Here is a 19,248-nt window from a genome sequence, read left to right as displayed (position 1 = left end):
AGCCGTCGCGGACCCAAAATCGGGAAGCGCTCGGATCAGATCCTCACTGCCCAGCCGCCAAGTCCGCTTGGTCGACGTCACAATGCGTTCGGATCTCGCCTCTGAACGAGGTCGCTCCGCCCGCCATGCCCTGAAGATGCGCGAGTACCCCAAGCAGGGCCTGATCTTGACGGTGGTTGGATCTCGACGAGCCCTCCGGCGCGATAACGTTTTTATCACGCGCTCCGGCAAACCATGCCTTCGCCAATTGCATTGCTTTTTTGTGCCTAGGATCAAAACCGACACAGGCTGCGTTGACGTTTCTGAGCCCCTGCGCCCATGATTTGTCGCAGCCGAAGAATTCAAGGGTCTTCTCGTGTGTCCACTTGGCGAGATCGCCAGAAGAGCTTGGCGAGAAGAAGCCGCGGCGAGCAATTTCGGCATAAGTCCGGTTCAGCTTACACGTGATGACGTCCCCCGCATCCATCCATAACAAAGGACCATCACACTCCTGAATAACCATACCAATGATGGTTGGCTTCCACGCATACTCGCCAGCGGCGACGCGGATGTTCATCCACTCAGGGTATTCGCCAAACAAGAAGGGCCGAACCTCTACCGGACAGGGCAGCTTGGATATGGCTGAAAGCTGATCATCCCGAAGGCCAAGATCGAATGCGATGATCCGAGACGTTGGCTCGAAGCGGCAGGCACTTTTCAGGAATTGGAGGAGCGACGCGCCATGGGTAAAATCGGCTCCCGTCACTATAGTCATCCGACGGCGACGCTTCATATAAAACGCGTTAAGAAGATCGTCCCCAAGGTGTCTTACTGTTTTCAGCATCTCGTCTCGACTACCGGATCACGCCAACTCGTCATAACCTAGCCATGGCTAGCACGGGGGCTGGTGGATCGCCATAGCCGGAACGCCAGCGTCATCTAGCCCCTATACCTATGCAGGTTTGCTTGCTTGATCACGTTTTCGCGGCCAGTCGGGATCTGGGCCGGAAACTTGACAATGAGCCGGCGAGAACGGACAAGCCGGACAAAGACCGCGCAAAGAAACACGAACCGAAAACCTCCCCCGGAATGACCGTCCACCGCGACTGGTCGTGAAAGGCTTTGTTCCCCATCATGGCCGTGGCAAACCCAACAGCGCTATTCACGCCATCCGAGTCCGCGCCTATGTTGGTTCAAATCCGCCGCAACTATAAATTTTGAGCGTTGGTGTCGTCATGAAGAAAAAGTTTGTTGTCGAGGCCGGAGGCGGTCGTTTGGGAAACCAAATGATGCAGTTAATGGTTGCAAATACGATAACAAAAGACCTCGCCGATTTCGAAGTTTGCGGCTACCAAATGCCGGAATGGCGGCTGTCTCGCCCCGCGGGCACCTTTGACCGCCGATTCCCAGTGCTCGTCTGGATGGAAGCCCCACTTGGTATTGTTGCCGCTTTCTGCAAGCTTGGACTTACGAACTACGTCTTCATGAGGTCAGTGCATCTGGACTATAGCTGGTTCCCGTCAAAAGGAGAGGCAGCATCCCTGTTCCACCCCCTCGCGGAAGACGACGCGAAAGGATTTGATGAAAATCACATCGTGATACACGTCCGCGCCGAAGACGCTCTGCAGGGTGGACACCCTGATTACGGCCCAATTCCGATTGAATATTACAAGAGCATTCTCGAAGAAAGCGGATTGAAGCCCGTATTCCTAGGGCAGCTATCGGACGATTATTATAGCAACATGCTGAGGAACGCGTTCCCAGATGCGCTTTTTGTCCCGCCTTCGTCGCCTATCAAAGATTTTCAGGTGATGAGAAACTCGAAGAATATCGTCATCAGCACCAGTACCTTTGGCTGGCTCGCCGCTTGGCTCTCCGATGCGAAACGCATCTACATGCCGCTGATCGGTGGCTTCAATCCCTGTCAGCGACCGGATATTAATCTGACGCCCCTTGAGGACCCCCGCTTCATCTACGATCTATTTCCAGTTCGTCTTTGGCGAGCCGATCCTGAGCAAATCGATGCGCTCCAAGTTGCGCATGACTTTCGCCGGCTAACCACCAACGAAGTGACCCAAATACGTGAAAGACAAAATCGGCTGCTGACCCCACGCCGCTTCATGAAGGGGCTTCAGTTGACCCGATATGTGTTGAGGCAACTTGCCTGGCGAGCAATGGGCTTGTTCAGGATCTCACGGAAGACATGACGCCCCTCGTCAGAGCCTGCCCCGATCTGGCTCCGACATGGATGACTATCGAGTTCCCAGCCTCCGCCTCTCCTCCCACGCCATGGCGATCCTCAGGGCCCGGCCGGCGCTGAGGCTGACGGCGATCACGAAGCCTTCGGCACCGACGGCGAACAGACGGCGGATGAAATAGTTCTTCACGAAAAACCAGATGGGATCGGCGATCAACCTGAAGATTGAGGGGTTGCGCCCCTTCTGGGCCCAGTCGCGGGCCGACAGCTCGCTGTAGCTGCGGATCTTGTCCCACATGTGAGCGAAGGACTTCATGGAGATATGGGAGACGTCGCCCTTGAGCGTCACCGGCTTGCTGCCGTCGCGGATCTCCACCTTGTCGTGGACGGCGCTCGACTTGAAGCCGGCACGCCGCCGATCGTAAAGACGGGGCGTGACGTTGGTCGGGTTGAAAAGGCCGGGCTGAAGGCTGGGCGCCAGGCGACTGACATGGCGGATCCGGAGCGAATAGGCGGCGGCGCGCGCTTCTTCCGGCATCGCAAACACCGCCCGTATCGACGCCTTGACATCATCGAGCAGCACTTCGTCGGCGTCGAGGTTGAGCACCCAATCGTGCTGGCAAAGGCTTTCGGCATAAACCTTCTGTTCGCCGAAGCCGGTCCAGTCGCGGTGATAGACGCGCGAGGTATGGCGACGGGCGATATCGAGGGTGCCGTCGGTCGAGCCGCTGTCGACGATCACCAGGTCGTCCGTCAATCCGTCGAGAGCCTCCAGCACCAGATCGAGCCGATCGGCTTCATCCTTGCAGATTACGAAGACGGAGAGCGGTAGCGGTGACATGCGTGGTCCCTCGAGTAGCCATTCCACGTCTGTCCTAGCACGCACCGTCGGCCGGCGGAACTGGCCGGCTGATGGCGATGAACGGTGCTTTTTTCCGAAAGCTCAATGCTGTAAGTCAATTAGCCATCGTGCCGCACGCTGCCATCCTGCGAGGAGTATCCGATGCACTTGATGCTGACGCAGTGTTTCCCGCCAAAGTTCGGGGGGATCGAAAACATGATGGGCGGGCTGGCGGAAACGATCGCAGCTTCCGGCGCCGAGCTGCTGGTGCTGGCCGACGGCGAGCCCGATCCGTCGGCGGCGCCGGGCTATCGGATCCGTCGCTATCGCGGCTTCAAGCCGCTCCGGCGCTGGTTGAAGGCCAAAGCCGCCGAGCGGGTGGTCCGCGCGGGCAAGGTGGATACGGTGTTTGCCGACAGCTGGAAAAGCCTCGAGCGCTTCCAGCCATCCGGCTGTCAGGTCATCTGCCTGGCCCATGGCATGGAGTTCCCGCCCAAACCGACGGCGGCCAAGGCCGCCCGTATCAGCGTCGCCCTGGCCAAGGCTTCGCGGGTGATCGCCAATTCTCGCTATACGGCGTCGCTGGCGGCGCCCTATGTCGACGCCCGGCGCTTGTCCGTGGTGACGCCACCGATCCAGCCGCAGCCGACCGCCGACCCGATCGCCGTCGCGGAATTCGCAAACAGGTTTGGCCCCGGCCCCATCATCGCCTCGCTGTGCCGCCTCGAACCACGCAAGGGCATCGACCGGTTGATCGAAGCCATGTCGGCCCACCCTGCCCTGGCGGCGGCGCGCCTGCTGATCGCCGGCGATGGCCCCGATCGAGCGCGCCTTGAGGAGATTGCGCGGTCATCGCCGGCCGCCGGCAACATCCATTTTCTCGGACGCATCGACGATCGGGACAAGGCGGCGCTTTTCACCGTCTGCGACGTGTTCGCCATGCCGAGCCGGCGCGAAGGCGCGTCGGTCGAGGGCTTTGGCATCGTCTATCTGGAGGCCGGCTGGTACGGCAAACCCTCGCTGGGCGGCACCGACGGTGGCGCCGCCGATGCCATCAAGGACGGCGAGACCGGCCTGCTCTGCGATGGCGCCAAGGGCGAACAGGTGGCATCCGCGCTGGCGCGGCTCTTGTCCGACGCCGATCTCCGAACCCGCCTTGGAACAGCGGCGCAAATCCACGCCCGCTCGCAGACCTGGGCGCAGAAGCTCGGCGAATACCTGCCTTCACCGGCAGCAGAGGTCATGGATTTGCCGGCGACGACCGGCCTAAAAGACAGCATGTCCAGCCCGCCCCGCATCCTGCAGCTTCTCCCCGCGCTCGGCGACGGCGGGGTCGAGCGCTCCACCGTCGAGATGGTCGGCTATCTCCGCGACAAGGGCATCGTCAACTTCGTGGCGAGCGGCGGCGGCGATCTGGTAACGGCCGTCGAGGCCGGTGGCGCCAAGCACCTCGCCATTCCGGTCGGCCGCAAAGCCCCCTGGTCCATCATCGGCAACGCCTTCGCCGTCGCCAAGCTGATCGATCGCGAAGCGATCGACATCGTCCACGCCCGCAGCCGGGCGCCCGCCTGGGCGGGATGGCTGGCGACGCGATTTGCCCGCCGCCCCTGCCGCTTCCTCACCACTTTCCACGGCGTCTACGGCCATGGCAACGCGCTGAAGCGTCTCTACAATCGGGTCATGCTGCGCGGACCGCTGGTGGTCGCCAACTCTCAGTTCATCCGCGACCACATCGAGACCATCTACGGCTATCCGGCTGACCGCATCGTGGTGGCGGCGCGTGGCATAGAGCCGGCGCTGTTCGACCCCGCCCACGTAACCGACGATCAGCGGGCCGCCATCCGCCACGAATTCGGCATGGTCGACGGCGAGCCGATACTGATCATGGTCGGCCGCGTCACCGGCTGGAAGGGCCACGCCGTGCTGGTCGACGCGCTCGCCCGGCAGGCCGATCGGCCCTGGCGCCTCGTTCTGGTCGGCAGCGGCAATGACGGGGTGATCGCCGATCTCAAGGCGCGCATCGACGGCCATGGCCTATCCCAGCGGATCATCCTCACCGGCAGTCGGCGCGACGTGCCCATCCTGCTCGCCGCCGCCGATCTTGCCTTCTCCGCCTCCACCAGGCCGGAGGCGTTCGGCCGCGCCGCCATCGAGGCCGAGGCGATGCAAACGCCGGTGATCGCCACCGATCACGGCGGCAGCCGCGAAACCGTGCTGCCCGGCCGGACCGGCTGGCTGGTGGCGCCCGGCGACGCCGACGCCATGGCGGCCGCCATTGGTGAAGCCCTGTCCGCTCCCGAACGGCTCAAGGAGATGGGCCGGGCCGGCCGCGCTTTCGTGATGGAAAATTACACCACGGCCCGCATGCTGGAGCAGGAGTTTTCCGCCTACCGTCGCCTGATGGACACCGCGCCATGATCCTGCCCTCGGTCTGGATCCTCACCGATGGCAAGGCCGGCGACGAGCAGCCGCTTGCCGGCATCGCCGAGGCGATGGGCGTGACGCCGGAGTTCCGCCGCGTCCACCCGCGCAAGCCCTTCGCCTTGATGATGCCCTGGGGGCCGATCGACTGGCGCGACCGGCCGAGCCAGCCGGGCTCGCCGCTTGCCCCGCCCTACCCCGATATCTGCCTTGCCACCGGTCGGCGGGCCGTCGCCTACCTCCGGCACTTGAAGCACCTGTCGCCGTCCACCTGCGCGGTGCTGTTCAAGGATCCGAGGACGAGCCGCCACGGCGCCGATCTCGTGATCGTGCAGGCGCACGACAAGCTGCGCGGTTCATCGGTCAAGGTGGTGACGACCGCGCCCAACCGCCTGCCGCCCTCCCGCCTCGATGCGATCCGCGCCAACCCACCCGCCGACCTTGTCGCCCTTCCGTCGCCGCGCCTTGCCGTGCTGATCGGCGGCGACAGCCGCCATCACCGCTTCACGCCCGATGACATCATCAGGCTCATCTCCGGGCTCAAGGATAGGGTTGCCGGCGGCGCCTCGCTGATGATCACCGCCTCCAGGCGCACACCGCCGACACTCGCCGCTGCCCTGAAGTCGCTCGCCGACGAGAGCGAACGCGTTATCTTCTGGAGTGGCCAAGGCGCCAACCCGCTAGCCGCCTACATGGCGCTCGCCGACGAACTGATCGTCACCGCCGATTCCACCAACATGATCGGCGAGGCGGCGACAACAGGCCGACCGATCCAGATCTTCCATCCATCGGGCGGCCATCCGAAGATCGCAGCCTTCATAGCGCTCCTCGGCAAGGAGGCGCGGATCGGCCGCTTCCCCGACGCGCCAACCAGCGGCACCTATCCACCGATCAACTCGACGGCCGATGTCGCAGACGCGGTGCTGGCAGCTTGGCGGCGCCTGCGTTCCGAAAGCTGATTCAGCCCGCCGCCTCGGCAGGCTGGAAAGGCTTCTCGTCTTTGAACTGCAGGGCCCTGAGATGGGCGTAGAGCCCGCCCTCGGCCATCAGCTGTTCGTGAGTGCCGGACTGCACCACCTCACCCTTGTCCATGACATAGATGATGTCGGCGTCGCGCACGGTGGCGAGGCGATGGGCGATGACGAAGGTCGTCCGCCCCTTCATCAGGCGCCCGAGCGCTTCTTGAATGTCGCGCTCGGCCTGGGCATCGAGCGCCGAGGTCGCTTCGTCGAGCAGCAGGATCGGCGCCTGTCTCAGGATGGCGCGGGCGATGGCGATACGCTGGCGCTGGCCGCCGGAAAGGTTGCCGCCGCCTTCGCCGACCCGCGACTGGAAGCCGGAGGGCATCGCCATGATGAAGTCATAGGCGTTGGCGTCGCGCGCCGCCATTTCGATCTCGGCGGGTGTGGCATCCGGGCGTCCATCGGCAATATTGGCCGCCACCGAGCCGTCGAACAAGAAGGTATCCTGCGTCACCAGCGCGATGTGCCGGCGCAGCGACTCCACGGTAAAGCGCCTGATATCGGTGCCGTTGATCAGAATGGCGCCGCCCTTGGGGTCGTAGAAGCGCTCGACCAGCGAGAACACCGTCGACTTGCCGGCGCCCGATGGCCCCACCAGCGCCACCACCGAATTGGCCGACGCCGTCAGGCTGAGGCTCTGGAGCACCGGCGCCTCGCCATAGGCGAAATCGACGCGGTCGAAGGTGACGGTGGCCGCCTCGAACTTGGCCTCCACGGCGTCCGGGGCCGACTGCAACTCCGGCACCATGTCCAGCACCTCGTACATCATGCGGACGCCGACCAGCGCCATCTCGAGGTCGAGGTTGAAGCGGGCCAGCCGCTTGGCCGGCTCGTAGGCGAGAAGCAGCGCCGTGATGAAGGAGAAGAAGGCGCCGGGGTCGGCATTGTAGTGGACGATCTGGTAGCCGCCGAACATCACCACGAAGGCGATGGCAAAACCGCCCAACGTTTCCATGAGAGGGCTCGAGCGGGCGCCCAGCGTGGCGATGCGGTTTGACAGCCGCTCGACGCCGGCGGTCGCCACCGCGAACCCCGCCTCCAGCCGCCCTTCAAGCCCGAAAGACTTGACGACGCGGATGCCCTGCACGCTCTCCTGGACGATGGTGACGATCTGGGCCAGCGACATCACCTCTTTTCGCGCCGCCGTCCTGACCTTCCTGAGCAGGTGGGTGATGCCGTAGATGGCCACCGGCGCGATCACCAGCGACAGCATCGACATGGTCGGGTTCTGCACGATCATGACGGCGACAAGCGAGAGCAGCGTGAACAGATCGCGGCCGAGACTGAGCACGATCAGGTCGATCGCCGATCGGGCAGCCGCCGCGTTCTGCGAGATGCGCACCACGATGTCGCCGAGCGCATGGGTCTGGAAAAAGGCGATATCCTGCTTCAGCACCGCCGCGAACAGCTGCCGCTGCAGCCGCGCTATCATGCTGTTGCCGATCTTGGTCAGCGTCACCGACGAGAAATAGGTCGCAGCGCCTTTGACGAGATAAACGACGATGATGACGCTGGCGATGGTGAACACCAGCCCTTCGCTTTTCTCGATGAAGATCTTGTTGATGATCTCTTTGATGATGTAGGCGCTCGCCGCCGTCGCGCCCGCGGCAAGCAGCATCATCGAGAATGCGAAGGCATAGCGCGACGCATAGGGGCGGAAGTTGGCGCGAAAAAGACGCACCAGCGGTCCGAGCTTCTGCTCCGATCCGAGAAAACCGTCGAGCCGGCCCTTCAGGAAGTTCAAGTGCACACTCCACGTCTGACCGGCCCACCGGCCGGCACGGCATCCGCCCGAAAAGTTGTTCGACTTTTCGGATCGGTGGCTGCCACAAGCAAGCACCCGCCCGAAAAGTTGTCCGACTTTTCGGATCAGCGGCTGCCACAAGCAAGCATCCGCCCGAAAAGTTGCGCGACTTTTCGCACAAACGGCCGCCGGAAAATAGCCCGCAGGGACATGCTACGCCCGGCGGCGCCTGTCAACTGCGCGAGGAACGCTTATGCCGACGCATGGATATGTGGCGTTGGGCCGCCGAGACAATATCGTCTCGCCCCCCAAGGCGCCGATATCACACCACCACCGGCTCGTTCTTGACCTGGCGAAGCGTCAGGCTGGTGCGGACCTGACCGACGTTCGGCGTCGCCGTCAGCTGCTCGATCACGAAGTTTTGGCACGTCTTGAGGTCGGGGGCGACGCATTTCAAAATGAAGTCGATCTCGCCCGACTGCATCCAGCTTTCGCGCACCAGCGGCCAGTTCTTCACCCGCGCCTCGAAGGCAAGGATTTCCGCTTCCGACTGGGAGGAAAGCGAGATGAAGGCGAACAGCGTCACGTCGAAGCCGAGCGTTTTCTCGTCGATCAGCGCCCGATAGCCCTGGATGACGCCGGCTTCCTCCAGCGCCCGGACACGCCGAAGGCAGGGCGGAGCCGAGATGCCGACGCGGCTCGCCAGCTCGACGTTGGTCATGCGCCCGTCGGCCTGAAGCTCACGCAGGATCTTCCAGTCGATGGCGTCGAGACGGGCCTTCATGTCGCATCCTCCGGAGGGTTCGCAGCCCTCGCTTCGGGCCGGAACATACCGTTCCGGTCGTCGTGGCGAAAGCATCTTTCGGCGACACGAACACATATTATAAATCCGCCGCCGGCGCTCGAAGGCCATTCGGCAGGGGACGACCAACCGCGCAAGACGCCACCAAGCCGTCACCGCCTTGAAACCGCTCCGCCGGACACCTACCATTCAGTCGATTCCAGACGCCGCCGCCGGCGTCCAGCCGAAGCCGCGTCGCGGGCCGGCGAACGCAACGAGACGAGCATGACGCACACCCATACCAAGGCCCTCATCATCGGTTCCGGCCCGGCCGGCTACACCGCCGCCATTTACGCCGCCCGCGCCATGCTGGAGCCGATCCTGATCGCCGGCCTGCAGCAGGGCGGCCAGCTCACCATCACCACCGATGTCGAGAACTACCCCGGCTTTGCCGACGCCATCCAGGGCCCCTGGCTGATGGAGCAGATGCGCACCCAGGCCGAGCACATGGGCACGCGCCTCGTCTCCGACATCGTCACCTCGGTCGATCTGTCCAAGCGGCCGTTTCAGCTCACCTGCGACTCGGGCGACACCTATTCCACCGACGCGCTGATCATCGCCACCGGCGCCCAGGCGCGCTGGCTCGGCTTGCCGTCGGAGCACAAGTTCCAGGGCTTCGGCGTTTCGGCCTGCGCCACCTGCGACGGCTTCTTCTATCGCGGCAAGCACGTGGTGGTGGTCGGTGGCGGCAACACCGCCGTCGAGGAAGCGCTCTATCTCACCCATCACGCCGACAAGGTGACGGTGGTGCACCGCCGCGAAGGCTTCCGGGCCGAGCGGGTGATGCAGCATCGCCTGTTCAACCATCCCAAGATCGAGGTGATCTGGAACAGCGTGGTCGACGAAGTGCTGGGCAAGGAAGGCTTCCCGCCGTCGGTGACCGGCGTCCGCCTCAAGAACGTGGTCACCGGCGAGTTGCGCGATGTCGCCACCGACGGCCTGTTCGTCGCCATCGGTCATGCCCCGGCCACATCGCTGTTCACCGGTCAGGTTCGGCTCAAGTCGTCGGGTTATATCTGGACGGCGCCCGATTCGACGGCGACATCGGTGCCCGGCGTTTTCGCGGCCGGCGACGTGACCGACGAGCACTTCCGCCAAGCGGTGACGGCGGCCGGCATGGGCTGCATGGCGGCGCTGGAGGCCGAACGCTACATCGGCGCGCTCGAAACTGATACAAAGGTTGCGTAACCAACTGGCGCGGCGGCGCAATTCAGGGCTTGCGCCGGAGCAAGGAAGCGTTGAACCTAAAGCACGGCCCGAAAAGTTTTCACACTTTTCGGATATATGAGTGTGGTGAGCCATGCATTATCCGCAGGTTGCGAGACTTTTGGGATAAGCAAGGGCCATAAGAAGAAATCACGAGCCGTCCGAAAAGTTGCCAAATTTTTCGGACAAGCCGATGAGACAAAACAAAGATGCGGCAAGGCTGGCCCTGTAAGTCTGGCTCTTGCTCCGACGAGAGAGCCGGTGGCCGAAAGCGGCCTCGGTAGCGATGGGGGCGGTAAAGGGGGACGCGATGGATTGGGACAAGCTCAGAATATTCCACGCCGCCGCCCATGCCGGGAGCTTCACCCACGCCGGCGATACGCTGAACATGAGCCAGTCCGCCGTCAGCCGTCAGGTCAGCGCCCTTGAGCAGGATCTCGGCGTGCCGCTGTTCCACCGCCACGCCCGCGGCCTCATCCTCACCGAACAGGGCGAGCTGCTCTACCGCGCCGCCCATGACGTGCTCCTGAAGCTCGAGGACGTGCAGGGCCGGCTGACCGACAGCCGCGAACGCCCCTCGGGATCGTTGCGCGTCACCACCACCGTCGGCATCGGCTCGACATGGCTGACCTCGCGCGTCGACGAGTTCGTCGATCTCTACCCCGACGTCCAGCTGCAGCTGATCCTCAACGACGACGAACTCGATCTCGCCATGCGGCAAGCCGACGTCGCCATCCGGCTGCGCCAGCCGACTCAGCCGGACCTCATCCAGCGCAAGCTGTTCACCGTGCATTTCCACCTGTTCGCCTCGCCAGCCTATATCAAGCGCTTCGGCAGCCCCAAGACCATCGAGGATCTCGACCAGCACCGGATCATCACCTTCGGCGTCGCCGCGCCCAACTATCTGCGCGACATGAACTGGCTCGAAAGCGTCGGTCGGCCCTACGACAATCCGCGCCTGCCGGCCCTCAGGGTCAACAACCTCGTCGCCATCAAGCACTCGGTGCAGCGTGGCGTCGGCATCGCCCTCCTGCCCGACTATCTGGTCGAGGAGGATTCGGGATTGCAGCAGCTGATCCCGGAAGTCGACCTGCTGTCCTACGACACCTATTTCGTCTACCCCGACGAACTCAGGAATTCGGCGCGCGTCCACGCCTTCCGCGATTTCCTGGTGTCGAAGGCCCAGCGCTGGTCCTACTGATAGTCCGCATTGAAACTCTACTCCGGCAGCCGTTGAGCCCGACTTTCCGCGCTTCCGGCGCTCACGGACTTAATGTCCGCTGCGCTCCGGCTCTCGAAAGCCATGCGAGCCGACTCACCGGAGCGAATTTCCAAACGGTCTATGAGCCGGCAAATATCGTCAACGTGTAGGCAGACGCCCTTACCAGTCTCGCGTTTCTCCTTAACGGAAAACACCGATGATCCGCGCAATCATCACGATGATGTTACGGTTTGGGCAAATTAACCGGGATATTGCATAGCAGATTTGCAGTTTGCCTGCTTGTTTTGCACCTGTGGCGGGTGCATATAGACCTCAGCTGATGTGTTGGTTCCCTCGCCATCCTCCCGGCGAAAGCGAATCTTCAGCTGTTCCCCTCTGGAAGGTGCGATTCGTCCCTGCGAATCGCTTTCCAAAACTTAATGCCGGGCCCTGTGCCCGGCTTTTTTTTGCCCTTCTGCCTGCCAGTCCCACGGCAGGTGAGCGCCTTGCCGATCAATCCGATGACGCTGGCGCCCCGGGCAGAGAGATGGGTCCATCGCTTTCGCCCGGCACCAGGGACAGCGGCATCCGGCACTGCACGATGCCGGAGGAGAAGGCGCCTGCCGTCAGGGGGATCTGGGCCAGCATCGCCCGCGCCGCGGCGGTCCCGAGGTCCTGAAGGGACAAGTGGAAGCACGTCACTTGCGGCGTCAGGAAACGCACCGAGTCCTCTCCGCGTAGCCCGATAACCGACAAATCCCGGCCGGGCCTGAGCCCGCGTTCGGCCAACCGCCGGTAGATGCCGATGGCCGTCACCTCGTAGAATAGGATGATCGCCGTGGCGGGGTCGGGTCGGTCGAGCATGCTATCGACCACGGCGTCGCCATCGTCTTCGCGGCGATGGGTCGGAAACACCAGCGTTTCATCGGGTTCGAGGCCGTGCCGGGCGAGATTGTCCCGATAGGATTGGGCGAAAATCGCCCCGTAGTTGGCATCGCCGGACGGAATCGTCACCGCGATGCGCCGATGGCCGTGCTGGACCAGACGATCGACGGCGGTGGCCATCGCCCCCTCGAAATCAAGGTCGATCCAGGAGTGGCCGCTGCCGCTATCGCTTCGCCCGAGCGTGACGAAGGGAATACCCGACGACTGCAACAGATCGATGCGCCGATCGATGCGCCGGGTTTCGGCCAAGATCATGCCATCGACGGCGCCCCGCGACACGAAACGCTGGAGAAAGGTGAAGTTGTCCTGGCTCTTGGCGCAAGGCAGGACCAGGAGATCGAGCCCATGGGCGGCCAGAACCGCCTGCATGCCCTCGACGACCCCCATGAAGAAATAATCGGTGCTCGCCGTGCTCTCCTGATCGAGTTCGATCATGAAGCCGACGGCCCGCGTGACGCCCTGGGCGAGCGAGCGGGCGGCTTGGTTAGCGGCATAGCCAAGGCGCTGCGCCGCCTCCAGAACCTTCTCGCGCGTGTCCGCGTTGACATTGGGATTGCCGTTGAGCGCGCGGGATACCGTTGCCGTGGACACCCCGAGTTCCCGAGCCAGATGGGCAATTCCCCGCATTAAATCCTCCGCCCCTCCGCTTCGCCCATTGACAGACAGTGAGCCGCGAACTTAGCATTGTAAGCGCTTACATTAACATGGCCCCGATCTCAAGTCTGTCCAAAGAGGATGCAGCGGACGGCAGCGGATAGAACAGCACAGCAATTGTAAGCGCTTACAATGGCGGAAAACGGCCAAGACAAGGGTGATGTCGGCTGTATCGGGCGCTTTGAATCGGCGCACCGCGCATTGCGACGGATGAGGTTTGCGGATCGAAGCCGCCTGAGGAGGACGGCGCGGTCCGTTGGGACACGCAACAAGGGAGGATTCTATGACAACGACGCATAAAAATCGCACGGCCGCCAAGGGCGCCATGCACATGCTGGCCCTGGCCGGCGCCTCGTGCCTGGTGTTCGCCTTGACGGGCGGGGCCGCGCTCGCGGCGGACAAGGTGACGCTGACCTACATGGCGAGCCAGGATTGGGTGAAGGACGCCGAGCAGGCGCTCGCCAAGAAGTTCGAGGAGAAGACCGGGATCGCCATCGATTTCCAGATCCTGCCGTCGGGCCAGTATTTCAACGTTCTCCAGGCCAAGCTCAACTCCGGCGAAGGCCCGGACCTGTTCGGCGGCCAGAGCGGCGTTACCGATCTCAAGCTGCAATACAACGTCGAGAAAAACGCCGTCGACCTCACGAATGAGCCTTGGGCGGCCAAGGAAGACAAGCTGATCGCCGCCCAGTCCACGCTGGGGGGCAAGCTCTACGGCCTCACCTATTGGGACATTCTCGGCAACACCTGGGTGATCAGCTACAACAAGAAGCTGTTCGCCCAATATGGCCTCAGCGCGCCCAAGAGCTACGCCGAGTTCAAGGCCGCCTGTCAGAAGCTTCTCGATAACGGCATCCAGCCGATTTACGAGCCGGTCGCCGACGGCTGGCACCATGTCCTGTGGTTCCCCGAACTGGGGCCGCGTTTTGAAGAGGTCACGCCGGGCCTTGCCGATGCGCTGAACGCCAACAAGGCGACGTTTGCCGGGAATCCCGCCATGCTCTCGGCCGTTACCGAGCTGAAGGAGATGTTCGACCTCGGCTACATGGGCAAGAACGCCCTCGCCGACGTCTACACCGGCGCGTCCAAGGCGATGGCGAGCGGCAAGGTGGCGATGGTGCTCGCCAACACCGGCTTTGCCTCTCTGGTGGAACATGACTACCCGGACATGAAGGCGTCCGACATCGGCGTGTTCCTGATGCCGCTCGCCGACAATCAGCAAGTCAACATCAATCCGGCCGGCCCCACCCACTTCATCTACGCGGGTTCGGCCCATGTCGACGCGGCCAAGCAGTATCTGGCCTTCCTCGCCGAGCCCGAGAACGTCGATTACTTCATCGACAATACGCCCACCGCGATGACGCTGCCCTTTACGGGGGCCAAGAGCAAGTTCAGCGCCGACGTACAGGCGTTGTTCGATAGCCATAAGGAGGCGCGCGGCACCGTCTACCAGACCGCTGTCGCTTATCTGAACCCGCAGTGGATGGACATCGGCGCCGACCTGACGGCGATGTTCACCGGATCGATCGACCCGGCGAAGGTGCTTGCCAACATCGACAAGCGCCGCGCCGATCTCGCCAAGGCCGCCAGGGATCCCGCCTGGAAGAAGTAGCCCCTCCCTGCTTCGCCACGGCTTGGCGTCGTCCACCCCCGACTTCGGAGCATTGGCTCCCTGGCCGGGGGTGCGACCGCCAGCGATGGGAAATCGCAATGAAATCGCACAGGTCCTATCCGTTCTACTTCGTCCTCGCGGCCCTCGTTCTGTACGTGACGTTCTTCATTATTCCGAGCCTCAGCGGCATCGCCTATTCGTTCACCGACTGGAGCGGCTATTCCGACGAGGTCGAGTTCGTCGGCCTGGACAATTACCGGACCATTCTGTCGCCGGACGAGAACTACCTGTCGTTCATCGGCAACACGCTTGTCTTCACCTTCTGGACGATCATCATCAAGACGGTGTTCGGTCTGGCGCTCGCCCTTCTGCTCAACCAGGGCGTCCGCTGGTTCGTCAACGGCTACCGGGTGCTGATCTATCTGCCGGTGATCCTGCCGACGCTGGTCGTCGCCTTGATCTTCCGCTCGATGCTCGATCCGGCCTCCGGGCTCATCAACACCTTCCTGCGCGGCATCGGCCTCGACGGCCTGGCGCTGTCCTGGCTCACGGACCCGCGCATTGCCCTTTATTCGGTGATCGGTGTCGATAGCTGGAAGGGCATCGGCTATATCATGGTCATCCTGCTCGCCGGCTTGCAGACTATCCCCAAGGATCTCTACGAGGCCGCGTCCATCGACGGCGCCAGCGCCTGGGCCAAGTTCCGCTTCATCACCCTTCCCATGCTGATGCCGGCGCTGATGATAGTCACCGTGCTCAACGTCCTTTATGGACTGCGGGTGTTCGACATCGTCTATGCGCTCACCAACGGCGGGCCGGGATATGCCACCGAGGTGTTGTCGACCGAGATCTTCAAGGCCTTTTCCAAAGGGCAATTCGGGCTCGGCACCGCCATTTCCAGCATTCTGTTCCTGATCCTGGTCGTCACCGGCTACCTGGTCATCCGGGTGATGGAACGCCAGTCGGATCGCGAGTGAGGACGGAACCGATGCCCAAGAACTTGCGTGCCACAGCCGCCCATCTCGCCGCCTTTCTGGCCAGCTTGGTCATGCTCCTGCCGGTCTATCTGATCACCATCAACGCGCTCAAATCGTCGACCGAGGCGAGCACGATGAGCATCGATTGGCCGACCGAGCTCCACCTCGAAAACTTCCTGATCGCCATCGAGAAGGGCAAGTTGGTCGGCAGCTTCTTGAACAGCCTGCTCTATGCCACCTCGGCCACCGTCATCGCCACGCTGGTGTCGGCCATGGCGGCGTTCGTGATGTCGCGCCACAGAACGCGGCGCAACCGCTTCCTTTATCTGTTCCTGATCATGGGCATCGCCCTGCCGATCAACTTCTTCACGCTGACGACGATGATGCAGGTCACCCACCTCATCAACACCAAGATCGGCATCATCATCCTCTACGCGGCCATGCAGGTGCCCTTCTCGATCTTCCTGATCTACGGCTTCGTCGACACCATCCCGCGCGAACTCGACGAAGCGGCGATCATCGACGGCTGCCGACCGCCCCAGCTGTTCTTCCTGGTGATCCTGCCGCTGTTAAAGCCGGTGCTCGTCACCGCCGGCATCCTGAATTTCCTCAATATCTGGAACGACTTCATGATGCCGCTCTACTACCTGAACTCAAGTTCCAACTGGCCGATGACGCTCGCCGTCTACAATTTCTTCGGCCAGTACCAGAGCAGCTGGAACCTCGTCTCCGCCGACATCCTGCTCACCATCATCCCGGTCATCGTCATCTATCTCATGGGCCAGCGCTTCATCATCGCCGGCATGACGAGCGGTTCGGTGAAGGGCTGAAACGCCCGCCGGCACCGATCGGAACCCGCCATCAACACCACGCAAGTTTCGGGCATCATGACCAAAAGCACTCCTTCGACCCTATCCAACGCGCCTGACTTCACTCAGGCTTATCCCGGCGGGGTGCTTTCCGTCACGGCCGTCAGCGAGCGAGCCTTTCGGGTCCGCTTCGCGCCGGCCGGGCATGACGCGGGGATGCCCGGTGGAATCCTGATGGAGGATCTGCCGCCGGTCGCGGCGTCTTTCAAAACAGCGGGCGGCGTCACCAGCCTGGAGCTGCCGCACCTTCGCTGCGAGGTGACGGAGGCCACCGGCCGCCTGCGCTTCTTCGGGCGAGACGGCGCTCTTTTACTGGCGGAAGCCGACGCCGAGCGCAGCCTGACGCCGGGATGGCTCGGCGATGAAGCCATCCACATCGCCGAGCAGGCTTTCGACTCCCCTCCCGGCGAGCACCTCTTCGGTACCGGCTGCTTTCAGGACGGCGCCCTCAACCTGCGCGGCCTGCCGCGACGCCTCACCCAGGTCAACACCCAGATCAGCCTGCCCTTCCTACTATCCAGCCATGGCTATGGGCTGATCTGGCACCATCGCGGCCAGAGCGAACTCAACCCGCCGCCGCATCGGATCGATCTGGTGAAACGCTCGAGCGGACAGACGCAGGTTGCGACCGTGACGACGTCCTCCGGCGGGGCCGAGGTCGAGCGGCGGATGGCGCTGTTCGAAGGCGAGATCGACGTCGCGACGGCCGGCCGTCAGGCGATACAGCTCGACATCAACAAGAAGATGGGCACGCGCTATCGCGTCGAGATCGACGGCCACACATACGCCGATTACGACAACTTCTGGCTCCCGCCGACGACGAGCTTTTTTGCCGATCTCACGGCCGGAAAGCATCTGGTCAGGGTGGAGGCCAACGACACCGACGAGCCAACGCTCTTCTACGGTCCGGTCACTGACCGCACGGTCTGGCGCTCGCCGGTCGCCAGTGCCATCGACTATGTGATCATCGCCGGCCCGAGCGCCGCCGAGGTGATGGGTGGCTATCGTCAGCTGCTCGGCGCGACTCCGATGCTGCCGCTCTGGGCCTTCGGCTATGTCCATTGTCGCGAGCGCTTCCATTCCTCAGCCGAGATCATCGACACGCTCGACGAGTTCCGGCGGCGACGCCTGCCGCTCGATGTCATCGTGCAGGACTGGCAATACTGGGGGTCGCATGGCTGGAATGCCATGCGCTTCGACGAGGCCCACTACCCCGACCCGAAACAGCTGATCGACGAAGTTCACAAGCGCGACGCCCGCTTCATGCTGTCGGTCTGGGCGCGTATCGATCCGTCGTCCGAACTCGGCCAGGAATTCGACCGTCGCGGCTATTTCATCGCCGGCACCGACTGGGTCGATTTCTTCAATCCGGACGCCGCCACCTTCTACGCCAGTGAGCAGGAACAGCGACTGAGACGCTTCGGCATCGACGCCTGGTGGCAGGACGCCACCGAACCGGAGAACGACGATCTCGTGGGCCGGATGACGGCGGCCGGTCGGGGCGAACACGTCCAGCTGGCCTATCCCCTCGAAGTCACCCGCGCCGTGTCCAAGTCCTGGCAGTCCGCCTTGCCGGATACCCGCGCGCTGATCCTGACGCGCAGCGCCTTCCTCGGCCAGCAGCGCTACCCGGCCTTCACCTGGTCCGGCGATGTCGGCAACGATTGGGCGACGCTCGGCAACCAGATCGCCGCCGGCCTCAACATGGCGGCATCAGGCTATGCCTATTGGACGGTGGACGCCGGCGGCTTCTTCCGCCCCGGCCCCGGCCAATATGCCGACCCCGCCTATGGCGAACGGTTCCTCAGGTGGTTCCAGTACGCGACGTTCCTGCCGATGCAGCGCGTCCACGGCTTTGAGACCGACACCGAGTTCTGGCGCTATGGCGACAAGGTGGAGACGGTCTCAAGGGCCTATCTCGAACTCCGCTATCGCTTGCTGCCCTATATCTACGGCACGGCCGCGGAGGTGGCGGAGGCTGGAATTCCGATGATGCGGCCGCTGGTGTTCGACTTCCCAGACGACCAACGAGCGCTCGACGAAGTCCACAGCTACATGTTCGGCAAAGCGCTGCACGTTGCCCCAGTCCTGGCGGCCGGCGTGGAAACCTGGCCGGTCTATCTGCCTGAAACCACGGGAGGCTGGTTCGACATTTGGACCGGCGAGAACCGGCTGGGCGGCCGCGTGCACGACATCCCGAGCCCGCTCGATCGCATCCCGCTTCATGCCAGGGCCGGCAGCATCCTTCCGCTCGCGCCGGTCAGGCAATCGACCGCCGGCATGGTCAACGACACGCTGGAAATCTACGTCTTCCCCGGCTGCGACGGTGACTTAGAACTCTACGAGGACGACGGCCTCAGCCTAGGCTACCAGCGCGGCGAGTGCGCCCGCGTTTCGGTTCACTGGGACGACGCCAACAGCACCCTTCACATCGGCGAATGCCGGGGAACCTACCCCGGTGCTCCCAAGGTCCGTCACCTGACCATCCACCGCGTCCGCCCCAGCCTGTCACCGATGACGCCGGACGCTGGAATTTCAATCGACTATCGAGGTGAGCCCATTTCAATCATCTGCTAGCGCCATCGCAGCAAAGCCACGCAACGCCGGCTGTGCGAACTGAGGTGTGCCGAAAATCGCCTGTCAGGAAGTCATTGACGGACTGGCGCGGCGCGCTTTCCGATTGAGTATGTTGCCTGCTGTACCAAGCCCGCGACCGCCTTGATTCGAAAGTGAAGCCCA

At 63.1% G+C, this 19,248-nt stretch carries 14 protein-coding genes; 9 read left to right on the top strand and 5 right to left on the bottom strand.

Annotated elements, in window-relative coordinates; all coding sequences use genetic code 11:
• Nucleotides 1-43 precede the first annotated feature (43 nt).
• Entirely contained in the window at nt 44-754 is a 711-nt protein-coding gene (locus AB6N07_RS06590; protein ID WP_370678199.1) for a hypothetical protein, read from the bottom strand.
• A gap of 460 nt (nt 755-1,214) precedes the next feature.
• Between AB6N07_RS06590 and AB6N07_RS06585 the strand changes: the two genes are divergently transcribed.
• Complete coding sequence (locus AB6N07_RS06585) at nt 1,215-2,186, top strand: alpha-1,2-fucosyltransferase (protein WP_370677007.1); 972 nt, start codon at nt 1,215-1,217, stop codon at nt 2,184-2,186.
• Nucleotides 2,187-2,231: 45 nt separating this feature from the next.
• Here AB6N07_RS06585 and AB6N07_RS06580 read toward each other — a convergent pair whose 3' ends face one another.
• The gene (locus tag AB6N07_RS06580; protein WP_370677006.1) at nt 2,232-3,017 is read right to left on the bottom strand and encodes a glycosyltransferase family 2 protein; all 786 of its coding nucleotides are present in this window, start codon (nt 3,015-3,017) and stop codon (nt 2,232-2,234) included.
• Nucleotides 3,018-3,179: 162 nt separating this feature from the next.
• Between AB6N07_RS06580 and AB6N07_RS06575 the strand changes: the two genes are divergently transcribed.
• Together AB6N07_RS06575 and AB6N07_RS06570 are read left to right on the top strand one after the other, a co-directional pair.
• The gene (locus AB6N07_RS06575; protein ID WP_370677005.1) at nt 3,180-5,435 is read left to right on the top strand and encodes a glycosyltransferase; all 2,256 of its coding nucleotides are present in this window, start codon (nt 3,180-3,182) and stop codon (nt 5,433-5,435) included.
• The gene (locus AB6N07_RS06570) at nt 5,432-6,397 is read left to right on the top strand and encodes a mitochondrial fission ELM1 family protein (RefSeq protein WP_370677004.1); all 966 of its coding nucleotides are present in this window, start codon (nt 5,432-5,434) and stop codon (nt 6,395-6,397) included. Before AB6N07_RS06575 ends, AB6N07_RS06570 begins: the two co-directional genes overlap by 4 nt.
• A 1-nt stretch (nt 6,398) precedes the next feature.
• Here the strand turns inward: AB6N07_RS06570 and AB6N07_RS06565 are convergent, their stop codons facing one another.
• On the bottom strand, nt 6,399-8,204 hold the full coding sequence (locus tag AB6N07_RS06565) for an ABC transporter ATP-binding protein (protein ID WP_370677003.1): 1,806 nt from the start codon (nt 8,202-8,204) through the stop codon (nt 6,399-6,401).
• A gap of 322 nt (nt 8,205-8,526) precedes the next feature.
• Nucleotides 8,527-8,988 carry an Lrp/AsnC family transcriptional regulator gene (locus tag AB6N07_RS06560; protein WP_370677002.1) on the bottom strand — a complete coding sequence of 154 codons (462 nt, stop codon included), beginning with the start codon at nt 8,986-8,988 and terminating at the stop codon, nt 8,527-8,529.
• Nucleotides 8,989-9,270: 282 nt separating this feature from the next.
• Here AB6N07_RS06560 and trxB point away from each other — a divergent pair, with 282 nt between their 5' ends.
• Nucleotides 9,271-10,233 carry a thioredoxin-disulfide reductase gene (trxB, locus tag AB6N07_RS06555; RefSeq protein ID WP_370677001.1) on the top strand — a complete coding sequence of 321 codons (963 nt, stop codon included), beginning with the start codon at nt 9,271-9,273 and terminating at the stop codon, nt 10,231-10,233.
• Between the two features lie 328 nt (nt 10,234-10,561).
• Nucleotides 10,562-11,452 (top strand): LysR family transcriptional regulator, encoded by an 891-nt coding sequence (locus tag AB6N07_RS06550; RefSeq protein WP_101289211.1) that lies wholly within the window; start codon nt 10,562-10,564, stop codon nt 11,450-11,452.
• Between the two features lie 513 nt (nt 11,453-11,965).
• On the opposite strand, the gene AB6N07_RS06545 is transcribed toward AB6N07_RS06550, so the two are convergent.
• Nucleotides 11,966-13,024 (bottom strand): LacI family DNA-binding transcriptional regulator, encoded by a 1,059-nt coding sequence (locus tag AB6N07_RS06545; protein WP_370677000.1) that lies wholly within the window; start codon nt 13,022-13,024, stop codon nt 11,966-11,968.
• A gap of 310 nt (nt 13,025-13,334) precedes the next feature.
• On the opposite strand from AB6N07_RS06545, the gene AB6N07_RS06540 reads away from it, so the two are divergent.
• From AB6N07_RS06540 to AB6N07_RS06525, 4 genes are all read left to right on the top strand, one after another.
• Nucleotides 13,335-14,663 carry an ABC transporter substrate-binding protein gene (locus AB6N07_RS06540; protein ID WP_370676999.1) on the top strand — a complete coding sequence of 443 codons (1,329 nt, stop codon included), beginning with the start codon at nt 13,335-13,337 and terminating at the stop codon, nt 14,661-14,663.
• A gap of 98 nt (nt 14,664-14,761) precedes the next feature.
• Entirely contained in the window at nt 14,762-15,640 is an 879-nt protein-coding gene (locus AB6N07_RS06535; RefSeq protein ID WP_370676998.1) for a carbohydrate ABC transporter permease, read from the top strand.
• Nucleotides 15,641-15,651: 11 nt separating this feature from the next.
• Entirely contained in the window at nt 15,652-16,470 is an 819-nt protein-coding gene (locus AB6N07_RS06530) for a carbohydrate ABC transporter permease (RefSeq protein WP_370676997.1), read from the top strand.
• Between the two features lie 57 nt (nt 16,471-16,527).
• Nucleotides 16,528-19,086, top strand: coding sequence for a TIM-barrel domain-containing protein (locus AB6N07_RS06525; RefSeq protein ID WP_370676996.1), 2,559 nt, complete (start codon nt 16,528-16,530; stop codon nt 19,084-19,086).
• The last annotated feature ends 162 nt before the right edge of the window (nt 19,087-19,248 follow it).

Origin of the sequence: Pleomorphomonas sp. PLEO (genome assembly GCF_041320595.1) — a bacterium.
GTDB lineage: Bacteria > Pseudomonadota > Alphaproteobacteria > Rhizobiales > Pleomorphomonadaceae > Pleomorphomonas.
This window is presented reverse-complemented; position numbering and strand designations above follow the sequence as displayed.